The following is a 20,951-nucleotide window of genomic DNA, read 5'->3' as shown; positions in this document are numbered from 1 at the left end:
TTATCAAAGTACAGAGCCTGTAACTGGAGGAATAACAGTTTCAGGTTTTTTGACGTGTTGATGTAATAATCGTTAGTATAGTATGAACATCCAACAAAAACGGAGGACTCATGAATGAACATGTCAGAAATGAAAACGCTTGAAACTGCAATGAGTTATGCACCTATTTTGATGTTTGACAGAGCCGAACCCTTTTATCCTGATTTTGTTGGCATTTCTGTGTTGCATCAATCTGGGCCTTCACCATCGTTCAGAAGGGATATTAAGTTTCCGACCGAAGCAGTACAATACGTAATTGAATATGCAATCTGGTGGGATTATGAGATTGGACATCTGTATGAAATGGAGCATGTATGGGTTTATGTGGGTCATGACGGAGAGGTGGTAGACTGTGAAGCCAGCTTTCATGGGAAAGTGCTGCGCGGATTATTGAAGGAACGGGTCAATGTGGTTGGACATCATGTATGTCTGTACTCTCAGCCAGGCAAACATGCTTTCTCACCACTTCCGGTTGTATTTGAGTTATTGCCAAACCTGTATAGTGCAGCAGATGCCGAAGCTGGATGTGATGGGCTACTTGTGAATGAGTTGTTTCAAGATTATTTTGAAACGAATGAACAGATCGATGCTCAGGTGGAGCGTTATCTGCAGACCAAAGCGTTTGTACCTACCATGGAGTTCGAAGAATATTTACTAAAACCGGAGATGTTCATGACGTGGGATAATCTGTTTGATATTATTCCGCACAGGATTAAGGACCGCTTAATGGAACTGGAGCAGTTATATAACACATAAGTAATTAGTTTTAAACGGGTTTTATGTTAATTTTAAGTGTATTTTTTCGCTTCAAAACCAAACTTTGTTGATTCGGGTTTGGTTTTTTTTATGGGAAAATGGACTCAGTATGTGTAAGTGTTTATTAGACTTAAGTCTTGAAATGTTGAGTGTGTACAGCAAAATACATAATTTTTACGCATAGAAAATGATATTTGTTAGACGTAAGAACTATACAACTTCTTATGTAAATATAAGAAGACCATATTACATGAAATTTTGTATGGAGATGTATGTGAAAGTAATGCAGAATGTTGAATATACGTATATATGTAAGTGTAAAACGTCAAAGGACACACAACAGCTTAAGGCAGACCTGTCTTCAGACTCGGATATACATATGCTGGAGATTGTTCCATATCTGCTGGAATCCAATGAGGTTTCAGCGATGTCTGCACCACTTGAATTAATCTCTGAAACAGAGCAAACGAAACAAAGCTTGCTTACCGTGAATACAACTGGCCCGGATGAAGACACGGATGTTACCCATTGATCAACTATTCAGTCGCTTCCCGAGATTGGTTCGTAACCTATCGCAGAAGCTTGGTAAGGATCTGGAACTAGTTATTCAAGGTGGAGAGACTGAGCTTGACCGGATGATTATTGAAGAATTGAGTGACCCACTGATCCATCTCATCCCAACAGTGCTGATCATGGCATTGAAAGTGCAGAGGTTCGGGCGCCTCAACGGTATCATTGATATTGATACGGAGGTTGGTGTGGGCACCACGTTTACGATTCGTCTACCACTCACATTGGCGATTATTAAAGGTTTGTTAGTTAAAGTATCAGGTCGTGTGCTAATCTTGCCGATGTATAATGTTGCTGAGATTGTTCGAATTTCACCTGAAGATATTCAGATGGTGATTGTGCGTTCCGTTGATAAAATTGCAGCATACGCTGTAGATGAGATTATAGGCAATCAGGAAGTCGTTATTAAGACGCTTGGTACGTATCTGGGAGCGATGAACCATCTATCTGGAGCAACAATCCTCGGTAATGGTAAGGTTGCCCTTATATTGTACGCGTCCTATCTGGTGAGTCTTTAATCGTTAGATAAACACATACATTATGCAAGCCAAAGAGCCTCATCATCCATGACTGGATGGTGGGGCTCTTTGTTGTACCTTTTGACATGGTGACCACTCAGGATTTGAAAATGAGATCCATAAACCTGTTGGCAGCCAGAGAGATCGGCATATTTCGTTTGGTCATAATCCCCACATGGGAAGGGGGCAGCGGGACATCAAGTTGAATTTCGAAGAGAGAACCTTCCTCCAGCTCCTTGGAGATAAACTCACGTGTGACATAGGAAATACCCAGTCCTCGACGCGCAAACTCAATCAACAGATCAACGCTACCAACCTCAATCTCAGGCTTCAACGTGTAATTATAGCTGTTAAACAACTCAGTTATAGCCATCCGAACACGGCTGTTCCGGGAGAAGAGGATCAGTTGATGCTCAAGAAGCATCTCAAGTGTCATGACTTTACCCTTCAACTGAGCATAACGTTCCCCAGCTACAAAACAATCTTTTAACTGAATACTTTCCCTGACTTCAAGCTGTGGATCAACAATGGGCATCCGAACAACACCGAGATCAATCTTGCCTTCTTTCAGAAAGGTGATGACTTCCGGCGTGGTTCCATGACTCAGATGTAGCTTGATGTTAGGGTACAAGATGTGGAATTCCTCTAGATACGCCAGCATGTAATGCTTGAACAGGGAGTCACTGCCACCAATCCGGAGTTCACCATTGTCGAGATTCTTCAGTGCGGCCATTTTTTCTTCCGCAAGTGAGATCAGAATTTGGGATTGTTCAATATAGGAGTATAGACTGGCACCTTCCTGTGTCAACGCTACCCCCTTGGAATTTCGATAAAACAAGGTAAGACCAAAGCTCTCTTCCAATTGCTTAATGGCATGACTGACGCTGGGTTGAGTGATATACAGTGCTTTCGCAGCCTGTGTCAAACTTCCCGTTTTGGCGGCCCAATAAAAGACTTTATATAGTTCGTAATTTGTAGTCATAGATGTGGTCTATAGCTCCTGTGAAATATATTAATTACTTGTATAGCTATAAAACGTATTATAGTGTAACTACAACAAAGAAACCAGAGTTACTTGGAAGGAGAACGGTGAGATGGAACCAACTACCATTGTTTTATTTGGTGCTACTGGCGATTTAGCCAAAAGAAAAATATATCCTGCCTTATATAACTTATATCTTGAGCAGAAGCTTCCTGAAACCTTCTCATTGATTGGTCTGGGGCGTAGAGAGTGGTCTGATGAATTCTTTCAGGCACAAGTGGAAAAATCATTAAATGAATTTTCCAGACGCCAAGCTGATCCTGAAGTTGTGAAGTCATTTGTGAAAGCTTTCCGCTACAGTGTATTGAATATAAGCCATAAGGAAGATTATATAAAGCTGTTGGGATTAGTTGAACAAAGAGAAGCTGAGCTTGGCATTCCGTCCAATCGCTTGTTTTATCTCTCGGTTGGTCCGGAATTCTTCGAACCCATTGCAGAGAACATTCAACAAAGTGGGCTGGGTTCCACAGACGGCTGGAAGCGTCTCGTCATCGAGAAGCCATTTGGTCACGATCTGCAGTCCGCCCGCGACCTTAATCGCAAATTAAGCGAATCGTTCACGGAAGAAGAGATTTATCGGATTGACCACTATTTGGGCAAACCGATGGTACAGCGTCTGGAGACGTTGCATCAGAGTAACCCAATCATGAAGGCGTTATGGAACAACCGCTACATCTCCAATGTGCAAATTACAGCGAATGAGACTGTAGGTGTCGAAGAACGTGCATCCTATTATGATCATGTAGGTGCAGTGCGAGACATGTTCCAGAATCATATGTTGCAATTGCTCATGATGATGGCGATCCAGCTTCCATACAACAGTACTTCCGAAAAAGTTGGATTGAAGAAAAAACACATTATGGAATCGATCCAGCCGTTACAAAAACAAACTGTGGGCGCAAACATCATCCGTGGACAGTATGCAGATGGCAACATTCAAGGTAAACCGGTAAATGCTTATACTGCTGAACCGGGTGTAGCCGAGAATACGATGAATGACACATTTATTGCTGCCAAATTACAAATTGATGATTTCTTCTGGCGTGGTGTTCCGTTTTACATTCGCACGGGTAAAAGAATGAAGGAGAAATCAACACGTATCGTGATTGAATTCAAAGAACCTTCAGGACAAACAAATGTGCTGAAAAACAAGGGTTCCAAGCCAAACCTGCTCGTCATTGAAATGAGTCCGGATCAGAGCATGACATTGCAACTGAACGCCAGTGATCCTGAGAATAAAGGTGAATTCAAACCGGTTCACATCGATCTTTCTCCGGATAAAGGTGACCTCGCGGAAGCTTACGAGAATCTGATTCGTGATGCTTTGCTGGGTGATCCAACATTCTTTGCCCACTGGGATGAAGTAGAATTGTCATGGGCGTGGGTGCAACCTATTCTGGATGCATTCCAGGAAAATCTGTTGCCACTTCACCTGTATCCTGCAGGTAGCTATGGTCCAGCTGAATCAGATGTTATGCTTGAAGAAGATGGTCACCACTGGTGGTTTGATGAGCCGGCGGATCAAGAGTCTGTAGTTACAAATAGCATACCCTTGGCGGTTAATGCGAATCTCTAAACCATAAAAAAATTATATCTGGAGGTAATTAAATCATGAAATTTTTTATCGATACAGCTAACGTGGAAGATATCCAAAAAGCATACAAAATCGGTGTATTGTCTGGTGTAACAACAAACCCATCTTTGGTAGCCAAAGAAGGCGTGAAATTCGAAGATCGTATTGAAGAAATCTTGCGTTTGGTACCTGAAGTTGAGTCTGTTTCTGCGGAAGTGACACCAGATGCCCTTACTGCTGAAGATATGATTGCACAAGCGAACGAATTGATCAAAATTAACAACAGCGACAAAAACATTACGATCAAATTGCCAATGACACTTGCAGGACTTGAAGCTTGCCGTTACTTGACCAAAAAAGGTGTGAAAACCAACGTAACGTTGATCTTCACTGTGAACCAGGCGCTTCTGGCTGCTCGTGCTGGTGCGACATATGTATCTCCATTCCTGGGACGTCTTGATGATATCTCTGAGGATGGCGTACAATTGGTTACCAAAATTGCTGAATTGTTCCGTACACATAACCTGGATGCACAGATTATTGCGGCTTCCGTAAGACATCCGGATCACGTTACACGTGTAGCAATGGCGGGAGCACATATCGCAACTGTTCCATTCTCCGTCATTGAACAAATCTCCAAACACCCGCTGACAGATCAAGGTATGGACAAGTTTGCAGCTGACTGGAAAAAAACAGTACAATAATCTATAACCATTCATTCGTTTTAACTTACTATATAAATAATGGAGTATTGGGAGGACATTATGAGTAAACAACAGATTGGTGTTATTGGATTGGCAGTAATGGGTAAAAACCTAGCTTTGAATATTGAAAGCAAAGGTTTCTCGGTATCGGTATTTAACCGTTCCCCGGAGAAAACGAACGATCTTCTGAAAGAAGCAGAAGGTAAAAACCTGACAGGTGCGTTCACTATTGAAGAATTCGTGGAATCCCTGGAGTCTCCGCGTAAAATTCTGATCATGGTGCAAGCAGGTAAAGCAACAGATGCAACGATCGAGCAACTGCTTCCTCATCTGGATCAAGGCGACATTATTATCGATGGAGGTAATGCTTACTTCCCTGACACACAACGTCGTAGTAAAGAACTGGAAGAAAAAGGTTTCCGCTTCATCGGAGCAGGTGTATCCGGTGGTGAAGAAGGCGCCCTGAAAGGCCCGGCAATCATGCCAGGTGGACAGGAAAGTGCTTATCAGTTGGTAGAACCGATCCTGACAGCGATCTCCGCTAAAGTTGGCGATGACGCTTGCAGCACATACATCGGACCAGACGGTGCTGGACACTATGTGAAAATGGTGCATAACGGTATCGAGTACGGAGACATGCAGTTGATTGGTGAAGCTTATCACTTGCTCAAATCCGTATTGAACGTTTCCGTTGAAGAGTTACATGAGATCTTTACTGAGTGGAATCAAGGGGAGCTGGACAGCTACCTGATCGAAATCACGGCAGATATCTTCTCCAAATACGATCCAGAAACAGGAAAACCAATGGTTGACGTTATTCTGGACGCTGCTGGACAAAAAGGAACAGGTAAATGGACAAGCCAAAGTGCGCTGGATCTCGGCGTTCCATTGTCCATGATTACGGAATCCGTATTCTCCCGTTTCCTGTCTGCCATGAAGGACGAGCGTGTAGCAGCTAGCAAAATCCTGAGTGGACCAGCAACTGAAGCATTCTCTGGCGACAAAAAAGCATTCATCGAGAACGTACGTAAAGCATTGTTTGCAAGTAAAATCGTATCCTATGCACAAGGATTTGCACAAATGCGTGCAGCTTCCGATGAATACGGCTGGGATCTGAAATACGGTAACATTGCCATGATCTTCCGTGGCGGCTGCATCATCCGTTCGCAGTTCTTGCAAAACATTAAAGAAGCATATGACAAAGATGCAGAACTCAAAAACCTGCTCTTGGATCCTTACTTCCAAAACATCGTTGAATCTTATCAAGGCGCATGGCGTGAAGTTATAGCGGCTGCTGTAAGACAAGGTATTCCAGTACCTGGATTCTCCAGCGCACTGTCTTACTATGACAGCTACCGTACAGAGCGTTTGCCAGCAAACTTGCTGCAAGCACAACGTGACTACTTCGGTGCTCACACATTCAAACGTGTGGACAAAGAAGGTTCATTCCACTTCCAGTGGATGGACACAAACGAGTAATTTTAATTCCGAAAATATAGCATTCCTGCAGTTGTCCTTGAATTTAACTATTCAGGGCGGCTGCGGGAATGCTTTTTCTCGTTTTGGTTCGAATTTGAATATCATCAAATTGTAATAAAATGTACGAATCTGGGTTTGGCAAACAGATGATCTGACTCATCAACTACGTTATACTTGTTCAGACGGACCTGTGTCCGTGATGAAAATTCAGAATACAACTTATTGACGTGGAGGTTAGACCGGGCATGTTTGTATTAGCAGGTATATTGTTTTTGGTCGTATACGGTTTATTAGTGTTCTACATAGGCTGGAGCGGTTGGAGTTGGATGAAGCCAGTTGTGTCCGCCAGATTTCGATGGTTGTATATTATAGCGCTTGTATTCCTTGCCGTTTCCTTCATTCTGGCACGGGTATTTGGAAGCATCTCGTTCCTCGGTATCATCGGTTCTTACTGGCTGGCAATCTTTTCGTTGTTATTACTGATCCTGCCCGTCGTTCACCTTATGATGTGGTTGCTGAGATTAACCCGTATTCCTAGACATCACACACAGAAATGGGCGGGAGTCGTTACGCTGGTGTTATTAGTGTCCACATTAGGTTATGGAATTTATAACGCTTACAGCCCGGTAGTCAGAACATATAATATCCAGATTGATAAAAAAGTAGAAGGTGTAGACAAGCTCAACATTGTCATGGCTGCCGATATGCACTTCGGACTTCTGTCTGGCCCTGCACATGCCAAACGCATGGTGGAGGAGATTAATGCATTGAAGCCGGACCTGGTGCTGTATCCTGGAGATATTATTGATGACAATCTGGATATGTACCTCAATAGCGGAATTGCCGATATTATCAGTGATATTCAGGCCCCATACGGTGTCTATGCTTCTCTCGGGAATCACGATAAGTTCGATGGTCCGATTGAAGATCTGATTGCTGCGCTGGAGAAGAGCAACATGCAAGTTCTGTACGATAACAAAATCGTTTTGGATGACAAGATCACTCTGATTGGACGGAAAGACCGAACAGAGAAGGATCGCGCAGAAGTAGCTACGTTAATGCAAGGTACTGACTTGAGCCAACCGGTACTAATGATTGATCACCAGCCGTATGATCTGGATATTGCGGAGCAGAACAATGTAGATCTGGTCGTATCCGGTCACACCCACCGTGGACAGATTGCGCCGGCTCAGTTCATCACACAAGCGATTTACGAGAATGATTGGGGTTATCTGCAAAAAGGTTCTATGCACTCCATCGTAACCTCAGGATTTGGCTTCTGGGGACCTCCAATTCGTACTAGTAGTCGTTCGGAGATTGTACAAATTAATGTGACCTTCCAGCAATGATGAAGGCCCTTCGAGAGAAGGGCCTTTTAATAACTATAGTTTAACCATTTTCTTGGATTTGAAGTTCCATTCGTAGACTTCCCCTGTGTACATGTGGATGTAGTAAAGGCCATAAGTCACTTCATACGTTTCTCTGTCTGAGAATGAACGCATTACATAAAAATCTCCGTCTTTGGATTCCTCTCCAACAGTTAGGCTATACATTTCGATTTCTTTCTTAATTTTTTTATATAACAGTTCAAACGCTTGATTCCCTGTTAGTTTAACTAATGGTTGTTTGCCAATGTACAGATTGTTAGACTTTAAAGCTACGTTCTCACCAAGTGCAGTACTTATGCTTCTAACTGGTACATATGTAGTATTGTTATAAGTTATTGCATTAGCTGTCGACTTCTTTGTTCCATCTACATAAATATTTACTTTCTGTAGTAAAGCTTTTATGGGCGTTCCTGATGCTGCATAAGCTGTAACTCCTGTAAGCATTGATCCAATTGTGATACCAATGAGTAATCCTTTTACTTTGTCCCTCACGAATAAATCCCCTTTATCTAAAATTACTTCCTTCAATTAAATCATTTCTCTATTTAAGGTGAAAAATCCTTCAAAACATTTACTTTAGTTATAATCTCATTCAATTCAAGCGATGAGTCGTTGGGAATATTTCGTTTGAATCTGCTCCAAAATGTGAATACTAAAGCATATGCACCCTTAAACGTGGAAGCTTAGGGAAAAGACTCATGTAAGGGAATGAAGTGTAATAGCAATAGTAGTATTTTTGGGTTGACACCGTTTTCAGGTTATGATAAATTATATCCGAGGCTTGTTACCGGTAATGCGGGCAAAACCACTATGGAAATGATTTTATTATTTCTGTTTTGGTTTTGCCCTTTTTTATTCCTCAAAAAAAACCAGGTGGGTCCATAATGATTATTAAACAGATATTTAATAACAATATTGTCAGTACCGTGGATGACAAAAATCAGGAACTGCTGATCCTCGGCCGGGGTATCGGATTTAAGTTCAAAGCAGGCGATGAGATTGATGAAGAGCGGATTGAGAAGGTATTTCGTCTTCAGGATGCATCGATCTATGAGAAATTCAAATCCATCGTGGCTGAAGTGCCGATTGAGATTCTGCAGGCAACAGATGATATTGTGACACTGGCACGAACGCAATTGAACAAAACCATCAGTGACGGGATCTACGTCTCGCTGTCTGATCACATTCACTTTGCTGTTCAGCGCTTGGAAAAAGGAATGATTACTCGTAATCCACTTTCTTGGGAAGTTCAGCATTTCTATAAGGCGGAGTATGATGTGGCCAGAGAAGCACTGACCTTGCTGAAGGAAAGACTGGATATTGAGTTTCCCAAAGATGAAATCTGTAATATTGCCTTGCATTTCATCAATGCGGAAGTCAATGATTCCATGAACGATGTCACCCATTTGATGCAGTTGTTGCAGGAGATCATGAATATCATCAAATATCACTTCAACGTCGAATTGGATGAAGATAGCGTTAATTATTTCCGCTTCATCACCCATTTGAAATATTTCTGTCAGCGTGTCATTACCCATTCTTCACATGATGATGCTGAGGAGTATTTATATGAAGTGGTTCGGAAAAACTATCCTGAGACATTCAAATGTATTGGCAAGATCGAGACTTTTATCCATAAAAACTATCAGTATGACATGACTCACTCTGAGCAGTTATATCTAACGCTCCATCTGGAACGTTTGATGAAAACCAAGCGGGACGAGAAGTCCACGCAATAGAATCAAATTACAACTGGATATCCTATGGGCTTGTTACTGTTCAATCAGGCAATACCCGAATGAGATGGCGCCATCAATATGCGCTAGATTCGTTCGGGTATTTTTTATTGGAAAAATGAGGAGGAAAACATCATGAAACATCAGGAAACGGCGCAGGAAATTATTAAAGCCGTTGGGGGAACAAACAATATTAACTCAGTTTATCACTGCGTCACACGTTTGCGCTTTGATCTAAAAGACAACGAGAAAGTCGACAACGGCTCACTCAAGAAACTGGATAAGGTCATGGGCACGAATATTTCCGGCGATCAATTCCAAGTCATTATCGGTAATGATGTGGCAAAAGTATTCGATGCCATGGTGAAGGAAAATCCGGCAATCCAGCAAAGTACAGAAAACAAAGAGCCAAAGTCGGATAAAAAACAAAATGTCGTGCTGAAAATTTTTGAAACAATCGCAGGTGTCTTTGCCCCAATGCTTCCAGCGATTACTGCGGCAGGTATGCTCAAAGGATTACTTGCACTATTCGTGTCCGTAGGTTGGATGTCTGCCGGAACGGATACGTATCGTATTCTTTCAGCTATCGGTGACGGCGTATTCCATTACCTGCCTTTACTGATAGCAGTCAGCGCTGCTCGTAAATTCGGCAGTAACCCGTTTGTTGCGATTGCACTAGGTACGGCACTCATGTATCCAGACATGACAGCATTGTTATCTAGCGGTGAATCGGTTGGATTCTTGGGAATCCCGGTTACAGCAGTAAGTTATGCTTCATCGGTTATTCCGATTTTACTCGCTGTATGGTTGATGTCCTATGTTGAGAAATGGGTTGACCGCGTTATCCCTGCTGCACTCAAGCTATTGCTTGTGCCGCTGATTACCTTACTTGTTATGGTTCCGGTGACGCTGATTGCAATTGGTCCATTGGGTACATTTGTAGGGAGCGGATTGTCTGGCGGTATCAACTGGCTGTTGAATGAAGGCGGATTGATTGCAGGTATTGTTCTGGGCGGCGCGATGGCGCTCATCATTATGACAGGAATGCACTATGCACTTGTGCCGATCATCCTGAGTAATATCGCTACACTGGGCTTCGATAAATTCTTGCCACTGACCTTTATCTCCAATATGGGTCAGGCTGGTGCAACACTCGGCGTATTCTTCCGGGCAAAAGATAAAAAACTCAAAACGGTGGCATTGTCCACGAGCTTTACAGCGCTGATGGGTGTAACGGAGCCGGCTATGTACGGGGTTAACATGAAGTATAAAAAACCATTTGCCGCAGCTATGATTGGTAGCGCAGTAGGTGGCGGCTTCGCCCTTGCTTTTGGCGCCAAAGCGTACGTACTTGCAGGTAACGGTGGTCTCCCAGGACTTCCTTCCCTGATCGGACAGACCTTCTGGTATTCCTTTGGGGGTATGATTTTGGCCTTTATCGTGGGTGCAATCATGTCTACGATATTTGGTATTAAGGAAGAAGAAGGAGACGCAGAGGCGTTAGCTCAATTCTCACCAGGTGCTTCTTCTGCACCAGCGAAAGTACCTTCCGATGACGCCGCAACCGTGAACATGGAAGACATGGGCGATCCAACACCAACGAGTGATGCAGTAGCTGTTGCACCGATGACAGGTAAATCCATCCCGCTCAAAGAAGTCAACGATCCAACATTTGGTGATGAATTGATGGGTAAAGGTGTGGCATTTGTTCCAACGGTGGGCGAATTGGTATCTCCAGTGACAGGTACCATCATGAATGTGTTCAAAACGAAACATGCGATCGTTGTCCGCAGTGATAACGGAATGGAATTGTTGATTCATGTTGGAATTAACACGGTGAAGCTGCGTGGACAGTATTTCGATGCACATGTTGCTACAGGAGCACGTGTACAGGCTGGAGACAAGTTACTTACATTTGAACTGGCCGAGATTGCAAAAGAATACGACATTACAACCGCTATGGTTGTTACCAATACGGCAGATTACAAGCAGGTTCTACCTGTGAAATTGGGCGAAATCACGATGGGTGAAGACGTCTTGAAAGCTGAAATCTAAACTGTCCGTCTTAGGACTAACAATATCAACTAAAGAAGGAGAGATACGAATGATTAATCGACAAGGGTTTCCGGAAGGTTTTCTATGGGGCGGCGCTATTGCCGCCAACCAGGCTGAAGGTGGATTCGACGCTGGCGGCAAAGGATGGTCGACGGCCGACATGGTTCCTTATTTTGAGAAAAAGGACTACACCAACCTTAGAGAACTGATGCATGTTACCAGTGCGACGGTTGAGAAAGCTATGGCACATCATAGCGCGAAAGGTTATCCGAAGCGTTACGGGATTGATTTTTACCACCGTTTCAAAGAGGATATTGCGCTGTTCGCTGAGCTGGGCTTCAAGACATTCCGACTGTCCATCAACTGGCCGCGTATTTTCCCGAATGGTTATGATGCCGAGCCAAATGAAGAGGGATTGCGTTTCTATGACGAAGTGTTCGATGAACTCCGGAAATACGATATCGAACCACTGGTAACACTTTCGCATTATGAGATGCCTATGGCACTTGTACTGAAATATAACGGCTGGGCTGGCCGTGAAGTGATTGGACATTTTGTGAGATATGCGGAAACCGTAATGACCCGGTACAAAGACAAAGTAAAATACTGGTTGACGTTTAATGAGATTAACACAACCATTATTGAACCGTTCACAGGCGGAGGTATTATTGAAGACCGTGTGGAGAATACGATGCAGGCTTCCTATCAGGCACTTCACCATCAATTTGTAGCCAGCAGCCTGGTAACAGAAAAAGCACGTCAGATTAACCCGAACTTCCAGATCGGATGTATGCTTGCGCGTATGATTCACTACCCGGCGACATCGAAGCCAGAGGATGTGCTGCAAGCACAGATCGATAACCAGCTGAACCTGCTGCATACGGATGTACAAGTTCGTGGTAGTTATCCAACGTTCATGGCTCGGTATTGGGCAGAGAACGGGATTACGATTGCCATGGAACCAGGAGATGAGCAGATCCTGCGCGAGCACACGGTTGATTTCATCTCGTTCAGTTATTACACATCCTTGGTGTCCGCAGTAAATCCAGAGGAATATGGAGTGACGGGTGGTAACCTGTACAGTACAATTAAGAACCCGAATCTGGAGCGTACGGAGTGGGGCTGGCAGCTTGATCCGATCGGTCTGCGCGTTGCATTGAAAGAGCTGTATGATCGTTACCAATTGCCACTGTTTGTGGTGGAGAATGGCCTTGGCGCGAAAGATACGGTTGAAGCAGACGGTTCCATCAACGATGATTATCGTATTGATTATCTGAGAAAACATATTACACAAATGAAAGAAGCCGTTATGGATGGTGTGGACCTGATGGGATATACCAACTGGGGAGCGATTGATATCATCAGTGCATCCACTTCGGAAATGTCCAAGCGTTATGGCGTAATCTACGTGGATCAGGATGACAATGGACAAGGCACATTGAATCGTTATAAGAAAAAGAGCTTTGGCTGGTACCAAAAAGTCATTGCCTCCAATGGCGAAAACTTGGAATAGAATAATCTAAATAGGCACCCCGGGCATAGCTGAATTGCTGCGCAGGGGCGCCTTTTTAATATAATCAGGTAGAATTCTCATCAGCGCTAGTGGCATTTCAAGGTAAAAAGGATGACTTCATAACATTCTGGATGGTATACTGTGATCGTATTGGGGGAGGGATAACCATGAAGAAGCCTATTATTGCTGTAGATATGGATGACACGATATGTCATCTGGTCAAGCGGGCTATTTATCACAACAACCTCAACTTCCCGACCCATCCGTTGCGCTATGAGGATATGATTCATTGGGATACGTCCCATTTGCGTCATCCAGAGAGCACGCACGATGTATTTTATGGTCGGCCGGGTCTGTTCGAGGAATTGGAGTTATACGACGAGTATGTAGTAGATGAGATGCGAAAGCTGAACGATGCTTATGATGTCATAGTCGTAACGGCAGCAGAACCAAGAACAGTCGTTGAGAAGTGGAACTGGCTTCAGCAGCACATGCCTTTTATAACCGCAGAACAGTTTATTACATGCAAAAGAAAAAACTTGCTTGGTTTCGATCTGCTCATTGATGATGGAGCACATAACCTGATTCCAGCGCATGAGGACGGCAAAAAGGTCATCTGTATCCCGCATCCGTGGAATATACAGGAGCGTGAGCGATACAACTTTCCGTTGATGTCTTCATGGAAAGAAGCCAAGGCATACATAGATGAAGTGTTACAGGTTGTTAGTGTCTGAAAGTTAGTTAACCTTATTGTCCAGAGCGCAGTGCTCTGGATTTTTTGCGATAGGCGAGAGGTGTTTCGCCTGTTATTTTTTTGAATGCGGCATAGAATGAATCCATATCCCGATATCCGACCAGCTCTGCAATCAGACTGACTTTGTGCTGTGAACTCTTTAGAAGTTCGCAGCTTTTTTGTATACGGAGGTGTTGCAGGTAGCTGCTAAAGGTCTGACCGGTATGTCGCAGAAACATTCGCCCAATTTGCTTCTCGCTCCAGCCTGATACACGGACCAAATCAGACATCCGAATACGAGTGCTTACGTGTTCCTTGATATAGTGAAGGATGTAATCAAAACCGGTGGAATGATGCTCTTCATCATGATCCTCTTGATAAAGTTGTCTGTAGGTCATCAATACCAGCTGGCTCACCAGGGTGTATAACATGGTAGAGGAACCGATTCCCGGAACGGAGGATTCACGGTACAGCTTCACCATTAGTTCTTCAATCCTGTCGTTGTGATCCACAACGGCTATATAAGGAACTTGATTTTGTGCCAGATTCATCAGATGTTGAATGATTTCTTTTTCCTGAATGATGGCTGTCAGCGTGTTGATCAATTCAGCATTAAACAGACAATTATATATAATTAATGGATGCTCGGTTACGTTTGTGCTCACAGGACGAAAGACATGAGGAACACCAACAGGAATGACAAACAGCATGCCTTTCTTCACGGGAATGACATCTTCACCGATATGATGAAAGCCCTTTCCTTCGGAGACATAGCTATACTCAATAAATTCATGTGCGTGAAAAGGAAGCACAAAATCTTCAGAGCAACGATTGACAAAAAGTTGCAGATGATTATGCAGAAAGTATTCGCTTTTCATAAGTTGTACAGATGAATTCACAAGCAACCTCCTCGCACAGATGGCTGAATCACCGGATGAAATAGTCCTGATAACCGGGTATTTAGGGCAACAGGATCGATATAATTATATCGTAACCCCGAATGGGAAGCCAAGATGGAAAGGACGATCTGCTAATGTTCAACGTGAGTCACCTTCGCTGTGAGTATAGAATCAACCCGATAGGTCTTGATGTCAAATCACCGAGATTAAGCTGGCAGTTGCAGTCCGATCGGCGGAACTGTATGCAATTCGCTTACCAAGTACAACTCTCCTTAACGAAAGATTTTGATGAGATTGAATGGGATTCTGGCAAGATAAACACGGATCAATCCATACATGTGGAATTAAACCATTTTCAGCCTTCCTCGCAAACGCGATACTATTACCGGATTCGGGCATGGGATGATGCAGGAAGTGATTCGGGTTGGTCCGAAACGGCTTATTTCGAGATGGGACTTATGGATCGTCATAACAAGTGGCAAGCAGAATGGATCACAGCTCAACCATCAGATGATGGAGATACGTCATGCCCGCGTATGCGCAAGCAGTTTAATGTGAAACAACCTGTTACGTCTGCCAGAATATATGTGACAGCACTTGGATTATACGAGTTGCATATGAACAACACAAGAGTAGGAGAAGATTATTTTACACCTGGTTGGACCTCTTATCGTAAGCGATTACAATATCAAACCTATGATGTAACTCATCTACTTCAGGATGGGCAGAACATATTAGGCGCTTATCTGGGTGATGGCTGGTACCGAGGGTATCTCGGCTGGAACAAAGAACGGGAGATATTTGGTTCAACGTCCGCATTGCTGCTGGAACTGCATATGAAATACGCAGATGGATCGGAGGAATGGATTTTATCTGGTGGGGATTGGACCGCTGCTCCTAGTGCAATCCGTATGTCGGACATCTATATGGGGGAGACGTATGATGCACGAATGGAGTCTGATTGGTCGGATTCATCTCAGACGAATTGGGTACCTGTGAACGTACTGGATCATCCCAAAGATATCATCGTTGCGCAGGAGAACGTACCCGTTACCCAAGTCGAACAACTACAGCCAATCGCCTTCTTAACAACCCCACAGGGAGATCGTGTAATAGACATGGGGCAGAATATGGTGGGATGGGTGAGATTCAGCATTCAAGGTGAGGTCGGTCAGACGGTTGAGCTGCACCATGCTGAGATATTGGATCATGAAGGCAACTTCTACACCGATAATCTTCGCTCCGCCAAGCAGTGTATTCGCTATACGTGCAAGGGGGATGGCGTGGAAACATTTGAGCCGCATTTTACGTTCCAAGGGTTCCGTTATGTTAAGCTGGTTGGCTTCCCGGAACACGTTTGTCTGAATGAATTCACCGGAATAGTGCTGCACTCGAATATGGAGCAAACAGGTCAGTTCTCATGCTCCAGTCCACTGGTGAACCAACTGCATCACAATATATTGTGGGGGCAAAAAGGGAATTTCCTTGACGTGCCGACAGACTGTCCACAGAGGGATGAACGGCTCGGATGGACTGGCGATGCACAGATGTTTGTCCGCACGTCTTCCTACCTGATGAATACGGCGCCACTCTTTACCAAATGGCTGCGGGATCTGGAAGCGGATCAGGGAGAAGATGGAGGTATTCCATTCTTCGTTCCGGATCTGAGAAGTTCCACGTCAGAAGGATGGGGTGACACCAGTCATTCCTCCGCCGCTTGGGGTGATGCAGCAGTCATCTGTCCATGGACCATCTATGAGATGTATGGGGATGCCAGATTATTGGCCGAGCAATATGAGAGTATGAAGCGGTGGATCGAGTACATTCACGTACAGGGTGACAATCCTTATCTATGGAACACGGGATTCCACTTTGGCGATTGGCTGGGACTGGACTCCAAGCCTAATAGTTATGTCGGCGCAACGGACACGGATTATGTGGCATCTGCATTTTATGCCTATTCGGTGTCGTTAACTCAAAAAGCGGCTGAGGTCCTTGGAAAGACAGATGATGCTGAATATTACAAGCAGTTGCATACAAACATTGTTCATGAGTTTCGAAATGAATTTGTGACTCCAGCTGGCAAAATTGCTGTTCCTACGCAAACAGCACATGTTCTTGCGCTCCAATTTGACCTTCTGGACGCCACTGCCCGAACTCGTGCTGTTGATCAATTGGTAAAACTCGTGAAAGAGGCGGGCAATCATCTTACTACAGGCTTTGTGGGTACACCTTATCTGAATCCGGTATTGAGTGATGCGGGTCTTCACGACCTGGCTTATACATTACTTTTTCAAGAGGATTATCCCTCCTGGTTATATCAGGTGACTCAAGGCGCAACGACGGTCTGGGAACATTGGGATGGGATCAAAGAGGATGGAAGTCTCTGGAGTGCTGATATGAATTCATTTAACCACTATGCGTACGGTGCGATTGGAGAATGGTTGTATCGTTATGTTGCTGGCATTCGGTCCGATGAACATCAGCCAGGATTCCGAATGGTGCATATCCAGCCGCAACCCGGGCCTGGGCTGGATTGGGTGGAAGCAAGTTTGGAGACGATGTATGGTCAAGTTGCTTCAAGTTGGTATCGGCTGGCGGAGGGAGAAATGGAGATACGAGTGCATATTCCTGTCAATACGAGAGGTACGGTACGTCTTCCTGGAGCAGGTGCACAGATCGTTCTGGAACAAGGGAAACCGTTGGATCAGTTGGATCAGATAAGTGGAATTCAGGATATTCAAAACATTGGGGACGATGTTGAAGTCACACTTGGATCTGGGAGTTACCGATTCACGTACTAAGTCACGGATGCGAAAAAGGAACGAGATATTCAACAGTCTGCATTGACAGAGTCCTTATAATGATAGAATAAGTGGTAAGATGTACAGTTGAAGAGGATCTGCACACACGCAGGTCCTTTTTCGAACTTGTCTGAGAGTAAATTTGTAGTTTTTGAACAATGAAAGGAGCATGACCATGGCAAAACCTGCATTCAAAGATGCGCCTTTGCGCCGCGAAATAGAGAATCTGGCTAAGCAACAGGATCACCATACATTGGCCTATTGGGCTGCGGAGTGTGCGGCACGTGTCTTGCATATATTTGAGAAAAAGACGGAGGATCTCCGCGCCCGTGATGCCATTGATGCAGGAAGAGGTTGGATCCGTGGAGAAATTGCCATGGTTGATGCTCGAAAGGCGGCTTTTGCAGCTCATGCTGCTGCACGAGAATTGGATAATGTCGCTGCCTCTGCTGCATCTCGTGCGGCGGGGCACGCAGCTGCAACGGCCCATGTGAAAGGCCATGCGGTGCATGCCGCAACGTATGCAGTGAAAGCTGTCTTTTATGACTGTTTGATGGAAGAGCAAGAACGTCGTGTCCTGGAAGAGAGAACGTGGCAATATCAATATCTGTTAGGAGGATGTAGTGATCATGGGGAAAGAACACGTTAGATTAATTAAACCATCACGAGCATATAAGGAAGCATATTTGGCATTTTATGAAGACTGGGTCAGAAGTGGAGAATCGATGGTACCTTGGGTCATTTCCAAAGATCCTTCTGCGTTTGATGAGATGTTGGCGTTTTTGCAGCGCAATGAACAAGGGATCGACATCCCGGAAGGCTGGGTCAAAGACAGTACATACTGGCTGGTCACGGAGAGTCAAAAAATTGTGGGTGCCGTGAATATAAGACATGAGCTTAACGATAAATTGTTCAACAGTGGAGGGCATATTGGATATGGCATTCGTCCAGGAGAGCGGCAAAGTGGCTATGGATCCGAAATTCTCAGACTTTCTTTGGAGAAAACAAGAGAGCTTGGAATTACCAAAGTATTGATCGTATGCGATGCGGTTAATGAGCCTTCCAGAAGGGTTATCCTTCGAAATGGTGGCATCAAGGATGTAGACTATGTAGAATCCAATGGCAACGTTGTTGAACGATTCTGGATAGAAAATGTCGAATAATGCAGAATAATGATGTAATATAACGGAAATAATATGGATTATGATTGTATTACCCTCGCGTGCTGATTAAAATGAAGCATAGAATCTGGATTGCGGCCGGAAACTATCATCCCATATCAGGCACAAGTGAGGTTATCTTTATGAATCAACCGGTTAATCGGCCCCGGCGTATTGAGTATCTGGATCTCTATCGTGCTTTTGCCATTATGGCAGTGGTAGCGATCCATGCGACTTCAACAGCAGTTGCGCATTACCCCAAGAACACATTAGATCATGATGTGTATTATTTCTGGAACACGTTTTTGCAATTTGCCGTTCCAGCGTTCCTGTTCCTGTCATCCCTGGTTTTGTTCTACAACTACAGCTCCAAGGTGAATGAGAAGGGTTGGATGCTCGCTTTTTATAAAAAGCGTTTATTCTATGTATTTGTACCCTATGTGGTGTGGTCCCTTATCTATTTTGCCATTAAACAGTTGCTTGCGGGCAAAGAACCTTTGACCCATGGTGTTCAATTTGCCAAACAATTAGTGATGGGAACCGCTCATACGCACTTGTACTTTTTTCTGATTATTCTTCAATTCTATGTCGTTTTTCCATGGCTTCTGTCCCTTACACGCCATCGTTTGTTTAATCGTTATTTGCCATTATTTTTTATTGCGGGTCAAGCGATCTTTTATGCACTACATTTGCAGTTTCACTTCGAACGGACTGGAAGTTTGTTACCCAGTTATCTGATCGTGATTGGATTTGGCGCATGGGTTGGGCTGAACTTTGAGTGGGCATTAAAGAAACTGTATACTCACCGTTATGTGCTCATAGCTGCGTTGTTAGGTGGAGGTGCCATTTTTATATATGGTAATGCTTATATCAAAACCGCTTTTGCTGCATATCCGGTGGTAACCTATACCGTGCTGTTCCTGTTCCGAAATCTGTTTACGTTGTCAGCCTGCTTGCTCCTGCTGATCTTTAGTGAACGATTGGGCGCAGGAAAACATACTGAAGTTCGTAAAGCTACGCATATTCTGGATTCCTTGGGTACAGTTGCGTTTGGTGTGTTTTTAATGCATCCCCTCGTACTGCTCTTCTGGAGACGTGAATTTACAGATGACCTGGCTCGGCACTTCAGCGTGGGTATCATCCTATCTTATGTTGTTGCTCTCCTGATCTCATGGATCTGCGCAATGGGATTGCGCCGGATGAAGTGGGGATGGGTACTGATTGGACGTTAAGTTAAAATAAACATATGCAATTTAAGATAAGAGATTTCAAGCCCTCACGCGCTGAGGGAATCACTTGAAACCTCTTTTTTATTTGCCCTAAAGAAGGTATCATAGAGTTTAATGTCCATAAAATTGAATTAATGGAATGAACACTACCTTGTCAGGAGTGACCGAAAATGAAATTAGTGATTATTTTTGGCCCACAGGCTGTGGGCAAGATGACGGTGGGGCAAGAGCTGGAGAAGATAACAAAGCTAAAATTGTTTCATAACCACATGACGATTGAATTGGTGTCTCCTTTCTTCGGCTATGGCACACCACAAGGCAAAAGACTGGTGAGTCTGTTCCGTCAGGAGATTTTCGAAGAAGTGGCGAAGAGTGACTTGCCGGGTTTAATTTTCACATTTGTATGGGCTTTGGACGCGGAGTCAGATGGTGAATACATCCGTAAGATCAGTGAGTTGTTTACATCTCAAGGGGGTCAGGTCTGTTATGTGGAATTGGAGGCCGATGCATCGGAAAGACTAGAGCGCAATAAAAGTCCGCATCGTCTGTTACATAAACCAACAAAGCGTGACATTGCGTGGTCTGAGCGAGATTTACTTGATACGATGAAGCAATATCGACTGAACTCGGAAGCGGGAGAAATCACGCATGAACACTACATAAGGATTGATAACACATACAAGAGCCCAGACGAGGTGGCAAAGTTAATTCAGGAACGATTTAATTTGTAATCTGAGAAACGTCTATCTTAGC

Annotated in this window: 19 protein-coding genes; 16 read left to right on the top strand and 3 right to left on the bottom strand. The window is 44.1% G+C overall.

The genetic code is table 11. The features are described 5' to 3' along the window. Positions 1-114: 114 nt before the first annotated feature. The 3 genes from J2X75_RS10985 (at position 115) to J2X75_RS10975 (ending at position 1,883) form a co-directional block, all read left to right on the top strand. Complete coding sequence (locus J2X75_RS10985; protein ID WP_310336346.1) at positions 115-795, top strand: hypothetical protein; 681 nt, start codon at positions 115-117, stop codon at positions 793-795. A gap of 250 nt (positions 796-1,045) precedes the next feature. Continuing rightward, a complete protein-coding gene (locus J2X75_RS10980) occupies positions 1,046-1,327 on the top strand; it encodes a hypothetical protein (protein WP_310336344.1) in 282 nt (93 codons plus the stop codon). Next, a complete protein-coding gene (locus tag J2X75_RS10975; RefSeq protein ID WP_310336342.1) occupies positions 1,314-1,883 on the top strand; it encodes a chemotaxis protein CheW in 570 nt (189 codons plus the stop codon). Before J2X75_RS10980 ends, J2X75_RS10975 begins: the two co-directional genes overlap by 14 nt. 97 nt (positions 1,884-1,980) lie before the next feature. Here the strand turns inward: J2X75_RS10975 and J2X75_RS10970 are convergent, their stop codons facing one another. Further along, positions 1,981-2,865, bottom strand: a complete 885-nt coding sequence (locus tag J2X75_RS10970) for a LysR family transcriptional regulator (protein WP_310336341.1) — start codon at positions 2,863-2,865, stop codon at positions 1,981-1,983. Positions 2,866-2,977: 112 nt separating this feature from the next. Here J2X75_RS10970 and zwf point away from each other — a divergent pair, with 112 nt between their 5' ends. The 4 genes from zwf to J2X75_RS10950 all read left to right on the top strand — a co-directional run bounded on the left by zwf (position 2,978) and on the right by J2X75_RS10950 (position 8,030). Continuing rightward, the gene (gene zwf / locus J2X75_RS10965; protein WP_307535129.1) at positions 2,978-4,501 is read left to right on the top strand and encodes a glucose-6-phosphate dehydrogenase; all 1,524 of its coding nucleotides are present in this window, start codon (positions 2,978-2,980) and stop codon (positions 4,499-4,501) included. A 35-nt stretch (positions 4,502-4,536) separates the two neighbouring features. Next, positions 4,537-5,202 (top strand): fructose-6-phosphate aldolase, encoded by a 666-nt coding sequence (gene fsa / locus J2X75_RS10960; RefSeq protein WP_091020607.1) that lies wholly within the window; start codon positions 4,537-4,539, stop codon positions 5,200-5,202. A 60-nt stretch (positions 5,203-5,262) separates the two neighbouring features. Beyond that, positions 5,263-6,681 carry an NADP-dependent phosphogluconate dehydrogenase gene (gndA, locus tag J2X75_RS10955; RefSeq protein ID WP_310336337.1) on the top strand — a complete coding sequence of 473 codons (1,419 nt, stop codon included), beginning with the start codon at positions 5,263-5,265 and terminating at the stop codon, positions 6,679-6,681. A 245-nt stretch (positions 6,682-6,926) separates the two neighbouring features. Beyond that, on the top strand, positions 6,927-8,030 hold the full coding sequence (locus J2X75_RS10950; RefSeq protein WP_310336335.1) for a metallophosphoesterase: 1,104 nt from the start codon (positions 6,927-6,929) through the stop codon (positions 8,028-8,030). Positions 8,031-8,063: 33 nt separating this feature from the next. Here J2X75_RS10950 and J2X75_RS10945 read toward each other — a convergent pair whose 3' ends face one another. Next, positions 8,064-8,597, bottom strand: a complete 534-nt coding sequence (locus tag J2X75_RS10945) for a stalk domain-containing protein (RefSeq protein ID WP_105599282.1) — start codon at positions 8,595-8,597, stop codon at positions 8,064-8,066. Between the two features lie 356 nt (positions 8,598-8,953). Between J2X75_RS10945 and licT the strand changes: the two genes are divergently transcribed. The 4 genes from licT to J2X75_RS10925 all read left to right on the top strand — a co-directional run bounded on the left by licT (position 8,954) and on the right by J2X75_RS10925 (position 14,107). Next, positions 8,954-9,808: a BglG family transcription antiterminator LicT gene (gene licT, locus J2X75_RS10940; protein ID WP_036613466.1), complete on the top strand. Its 855-nt coding sequence runs from the start codon at positions 8,954-8,956 to the stop codon at positions 9,806-9,808. Positions 9,809-9,940: 132 nt separating this feature from the next. Further along, a complete protein-coding gene (locus J2X75_RS10935; protein WP_310336330.1) occupies positions 9,941-11,860 on the top strand; it encodes a beta-glucoside-specific PTS transporter subunit IIABC in 1,920 nt (639 codons plus the stop codon). A 49-nt stretch (positions 11,861-11,909) separates the two neighbouring features. After that, positions 11,910-13,373, top strand: coding sequence for a glycoside hydrolase family 1 protein (locus J2X75_RS10930; protein ID WP_307535141.1), 1,464 nt, complete (start codon positions 11,910-11,912; stop codon positions 13,371-13,373). A gap of 167 nt (positions 13,374-13,540) precedes the next feature. After that, positions 13,541-14,107, top strand: a complete 567-nt coding sequence (locus J2X75_RS10925; RefSeq protein ID WP_145322218.1) for a 5' nucleotidase, NT5C type — start codon at positions 13,541-13,543, stop codon at positions 14,105-14,107. 13 nt (positions 14,108-14,120) lie between these two features. Here J2X75_RS10925 and J2X75_RS10920 read toward each other — a convergent pair whose 3' ends face one another. Then, positions 14,121-15,005, bottom strand: a complete 885-nt coding sequence (locus tag J2X75_RS10920; RefSeq protein WP_310336324.1) for a helix-turn-helix domain-containing protein — start codon at positions 15,003-15,005, stop codon at positions 14,121-14,123. Positions 15,006-15,139: 134 nt separating this feature from the next. Between J2X75_RS10920 and J2X75_RS10915 the strand changes: the two genes are divergently transcribed. From J2X75_RS10915 to J2X75_RS10895, 5 genes are all read left to right on the top strand, one after another. Continuing rightward, positions 15,140-17,809, top strand: coding sequence for a family 78 glycoside hydrolase catalytic domain (locus tag J2X75_RS10915; RefSeq protein ID WP_310336322.1), 2,670 nt, complete (start codon positions 15,140-15,142; stop codon positions 17,807-17,809). 175 nt (positions 17,810-17,984) lie between these two features. After that, on the top strand, positions 17,985-18,458 hold the full coding sequence (locus tag J2X75_RS10910) for a putative immunity protein (RefSeq protein WP_310336318.1): 474 nt from the start codon (positions 17,985-17,987) through the stop codon (positions 18,456-18,458). Beyond that, positions 18,439-18,972 (top strand): GNAT family N-acetyltransferase, encoded by a 534-nt coding sequence (locus J2X75_RS10905; RefSeq protein ID WP_310336317.1) that lies wholly within the window; start codon positions 18,439-18,441, stop codon positions 18,970-18,972. The genes J2X75_RS10910 and J2X75_RS10905 overlap by 20 nt, the downstream gene beginning before the upstream one ends. Before the next feature lie 140 nt (positions 18,973-19,112). Next, positions 19,113-20,201 carry an acyltransferase gene (locus J2X75_RS10900; protein ID WP_310336316.1) on the top strand — a complete coding sequence of 363 codons (1,089 nt, stop codon included), beginning with the start codon at positions 19,113-19,115 and terminating at the stop codon, positions 20,199-20,201. Positions 20,202-20,368: 167 nt separating this feature from the next. Continuing rightward, positions 20,369-20,929 carry a DEAD/DEAH box helicase family protein gene (locus tag J2X75_RS10895; RefSeq protein WP_307535155.1) on the top strand — a complete coding sequence of 187 codons (561 nt, stop codon included), beginning with the start codon at positions 20,369-20,371 and terminating at the stop codon, positions 20,927-20,929. The last annotated feature ends 22 nt before the right edge of the window (positions 20,930-20,951 follow it).

The sequence above is a fragment of the Paenibacillus sp. 2003 genome, assembly GCF_031455635.1.
In the GTDB taxonomy this organism is placed as follows: Bacteria; Bacillota; Bacilli; order Paenibacillales; family Paenibacillaceae; genus Paenibacillus; species Paenibacillus amylolyticus_B.
The sequence above is the reverse complement of the archived record's forward strand: the minus strand, read 5'-3'. Positions and strand labels throughout refer to the sequence as shown.

Excerpts from the sequence above, each read along its gene's own strand:
- licT (WP_036613466.1), top strand. The coding sequence starts at position 8,954 with ATGATTATTAAACAGATATTTAATAACAATATTGTCAGTACCGTGGAT.
- J2X75_RS10900 (WP_310336316.1), top strand. The coding sequence starts at position 19,113 with ATGAATCAACCGGTTAATCGGCCCCGGCGTATTGAGTATCTGGATCTC.
- J2X75_RS10925 (WP_145322218.1), top strand. The coding sequence starts at position 13,541 with ATGAAGAAGCCTATTATTGCTGTAGATATGGATGACACGATATGTCAT.
- fsa (WP_091020607.1), top strand. The coding sequence starts at position 4,537 with ATGAAATTTTTTATCGATACAGCTAACGTGGAAGATATCCAAAAAGCA.
- J2X75_RS10985 (WP_310336346.1), top strand. The coding sequence starts at position 115 with ATGAACATGTCAGAAATGAAAACGCTTGAAACTGCAATGAGTTATGCA.
- J2X75_RS10905 (WP_310336317.1), top strand. The coding sequence starts at position 18,439 with ATGGGGAAAGAACACGTTAGATTAATTAAACCATCACGAGCATATAAG.
- J2X75_RS10975 (WP_310336342.1), top strand. The coding sequence starts at position 1,314 with ATGTTACCCATTGATCAACTATTCAGTCGCTTCCCGAGATTGGTTCGT.
- J2X75_RS10915 (WP_310336322.1), top strand. The coding sequence starts at position 15,140 with ATGTTCAACGTGAGTCACCTTCGCTGTGAGTATAGAATCAACCCGATA.
- J2X75_RS10910 (WP_310336318.1), top strand. The coding sequence starts at position 17,985 with ATGGCAAAACCTGCATTCAAAGATGCGCCTTTGCGCCGCGAAATAGAG.
- J2X75_RS10930 (WP_307535141.1), top strand. The coding sequence starts at position 11,910 with ATGATTAATCGACAAGGGTTTCCGGAAGGTTTTCTATGGGGCGGCGCT.
- zwf (WP_307535129.1), top strand. The coding sequence starts at position 2,978 with ATGGAACCAACTACCATTGTTTTATTTGGTGCTACTGGCGATTTAGCC.
- J2X75_RS10935 (WP_310336330.1), top strand. The coding sequence starts at position 9,941 with ATGAAACATCAGGAAACGGCGCAGGAAATTATTAAAGCCGTTGGGGGA.
- J2X75_RS10970 (WP_310336341.1), bottom strand. The coding sequence starts at position 2,865 with ATGACTACAAATTACGAACTATATAAAGTCTTTTATTGGGCCGCCAAA.
- gndA (WP_310336337.1), top strand. The coding sequence starts at position 5,263 with ATGAGTAAACAACAGATTGGTGTTATTGGATTGGCAGTAATGGGTAAA.
- J2X75_RS10980 (WP_310336344.1), top strand. The coding sequence starts at position 1,046 with ATGAAATTTTGTATGGAGATGTATGTGAAAGTAATGCAGAATGTTGAA.
- J2X75_RS10895 (WP_307535155.1), top strand. The coding sequence starts at position 20,369 with ATGAAATTAGTGATTATTTTTGGCCCACAGGCTGTGGGCAAGATGACG.
- J2X75_RS10950 (WP_310336335.1), top strand. The coding sequence starts at position 6,927 with ATGTTTGTATTAGCAGGTATATTGTTTTTGGTCGTATACGGTTTATTA.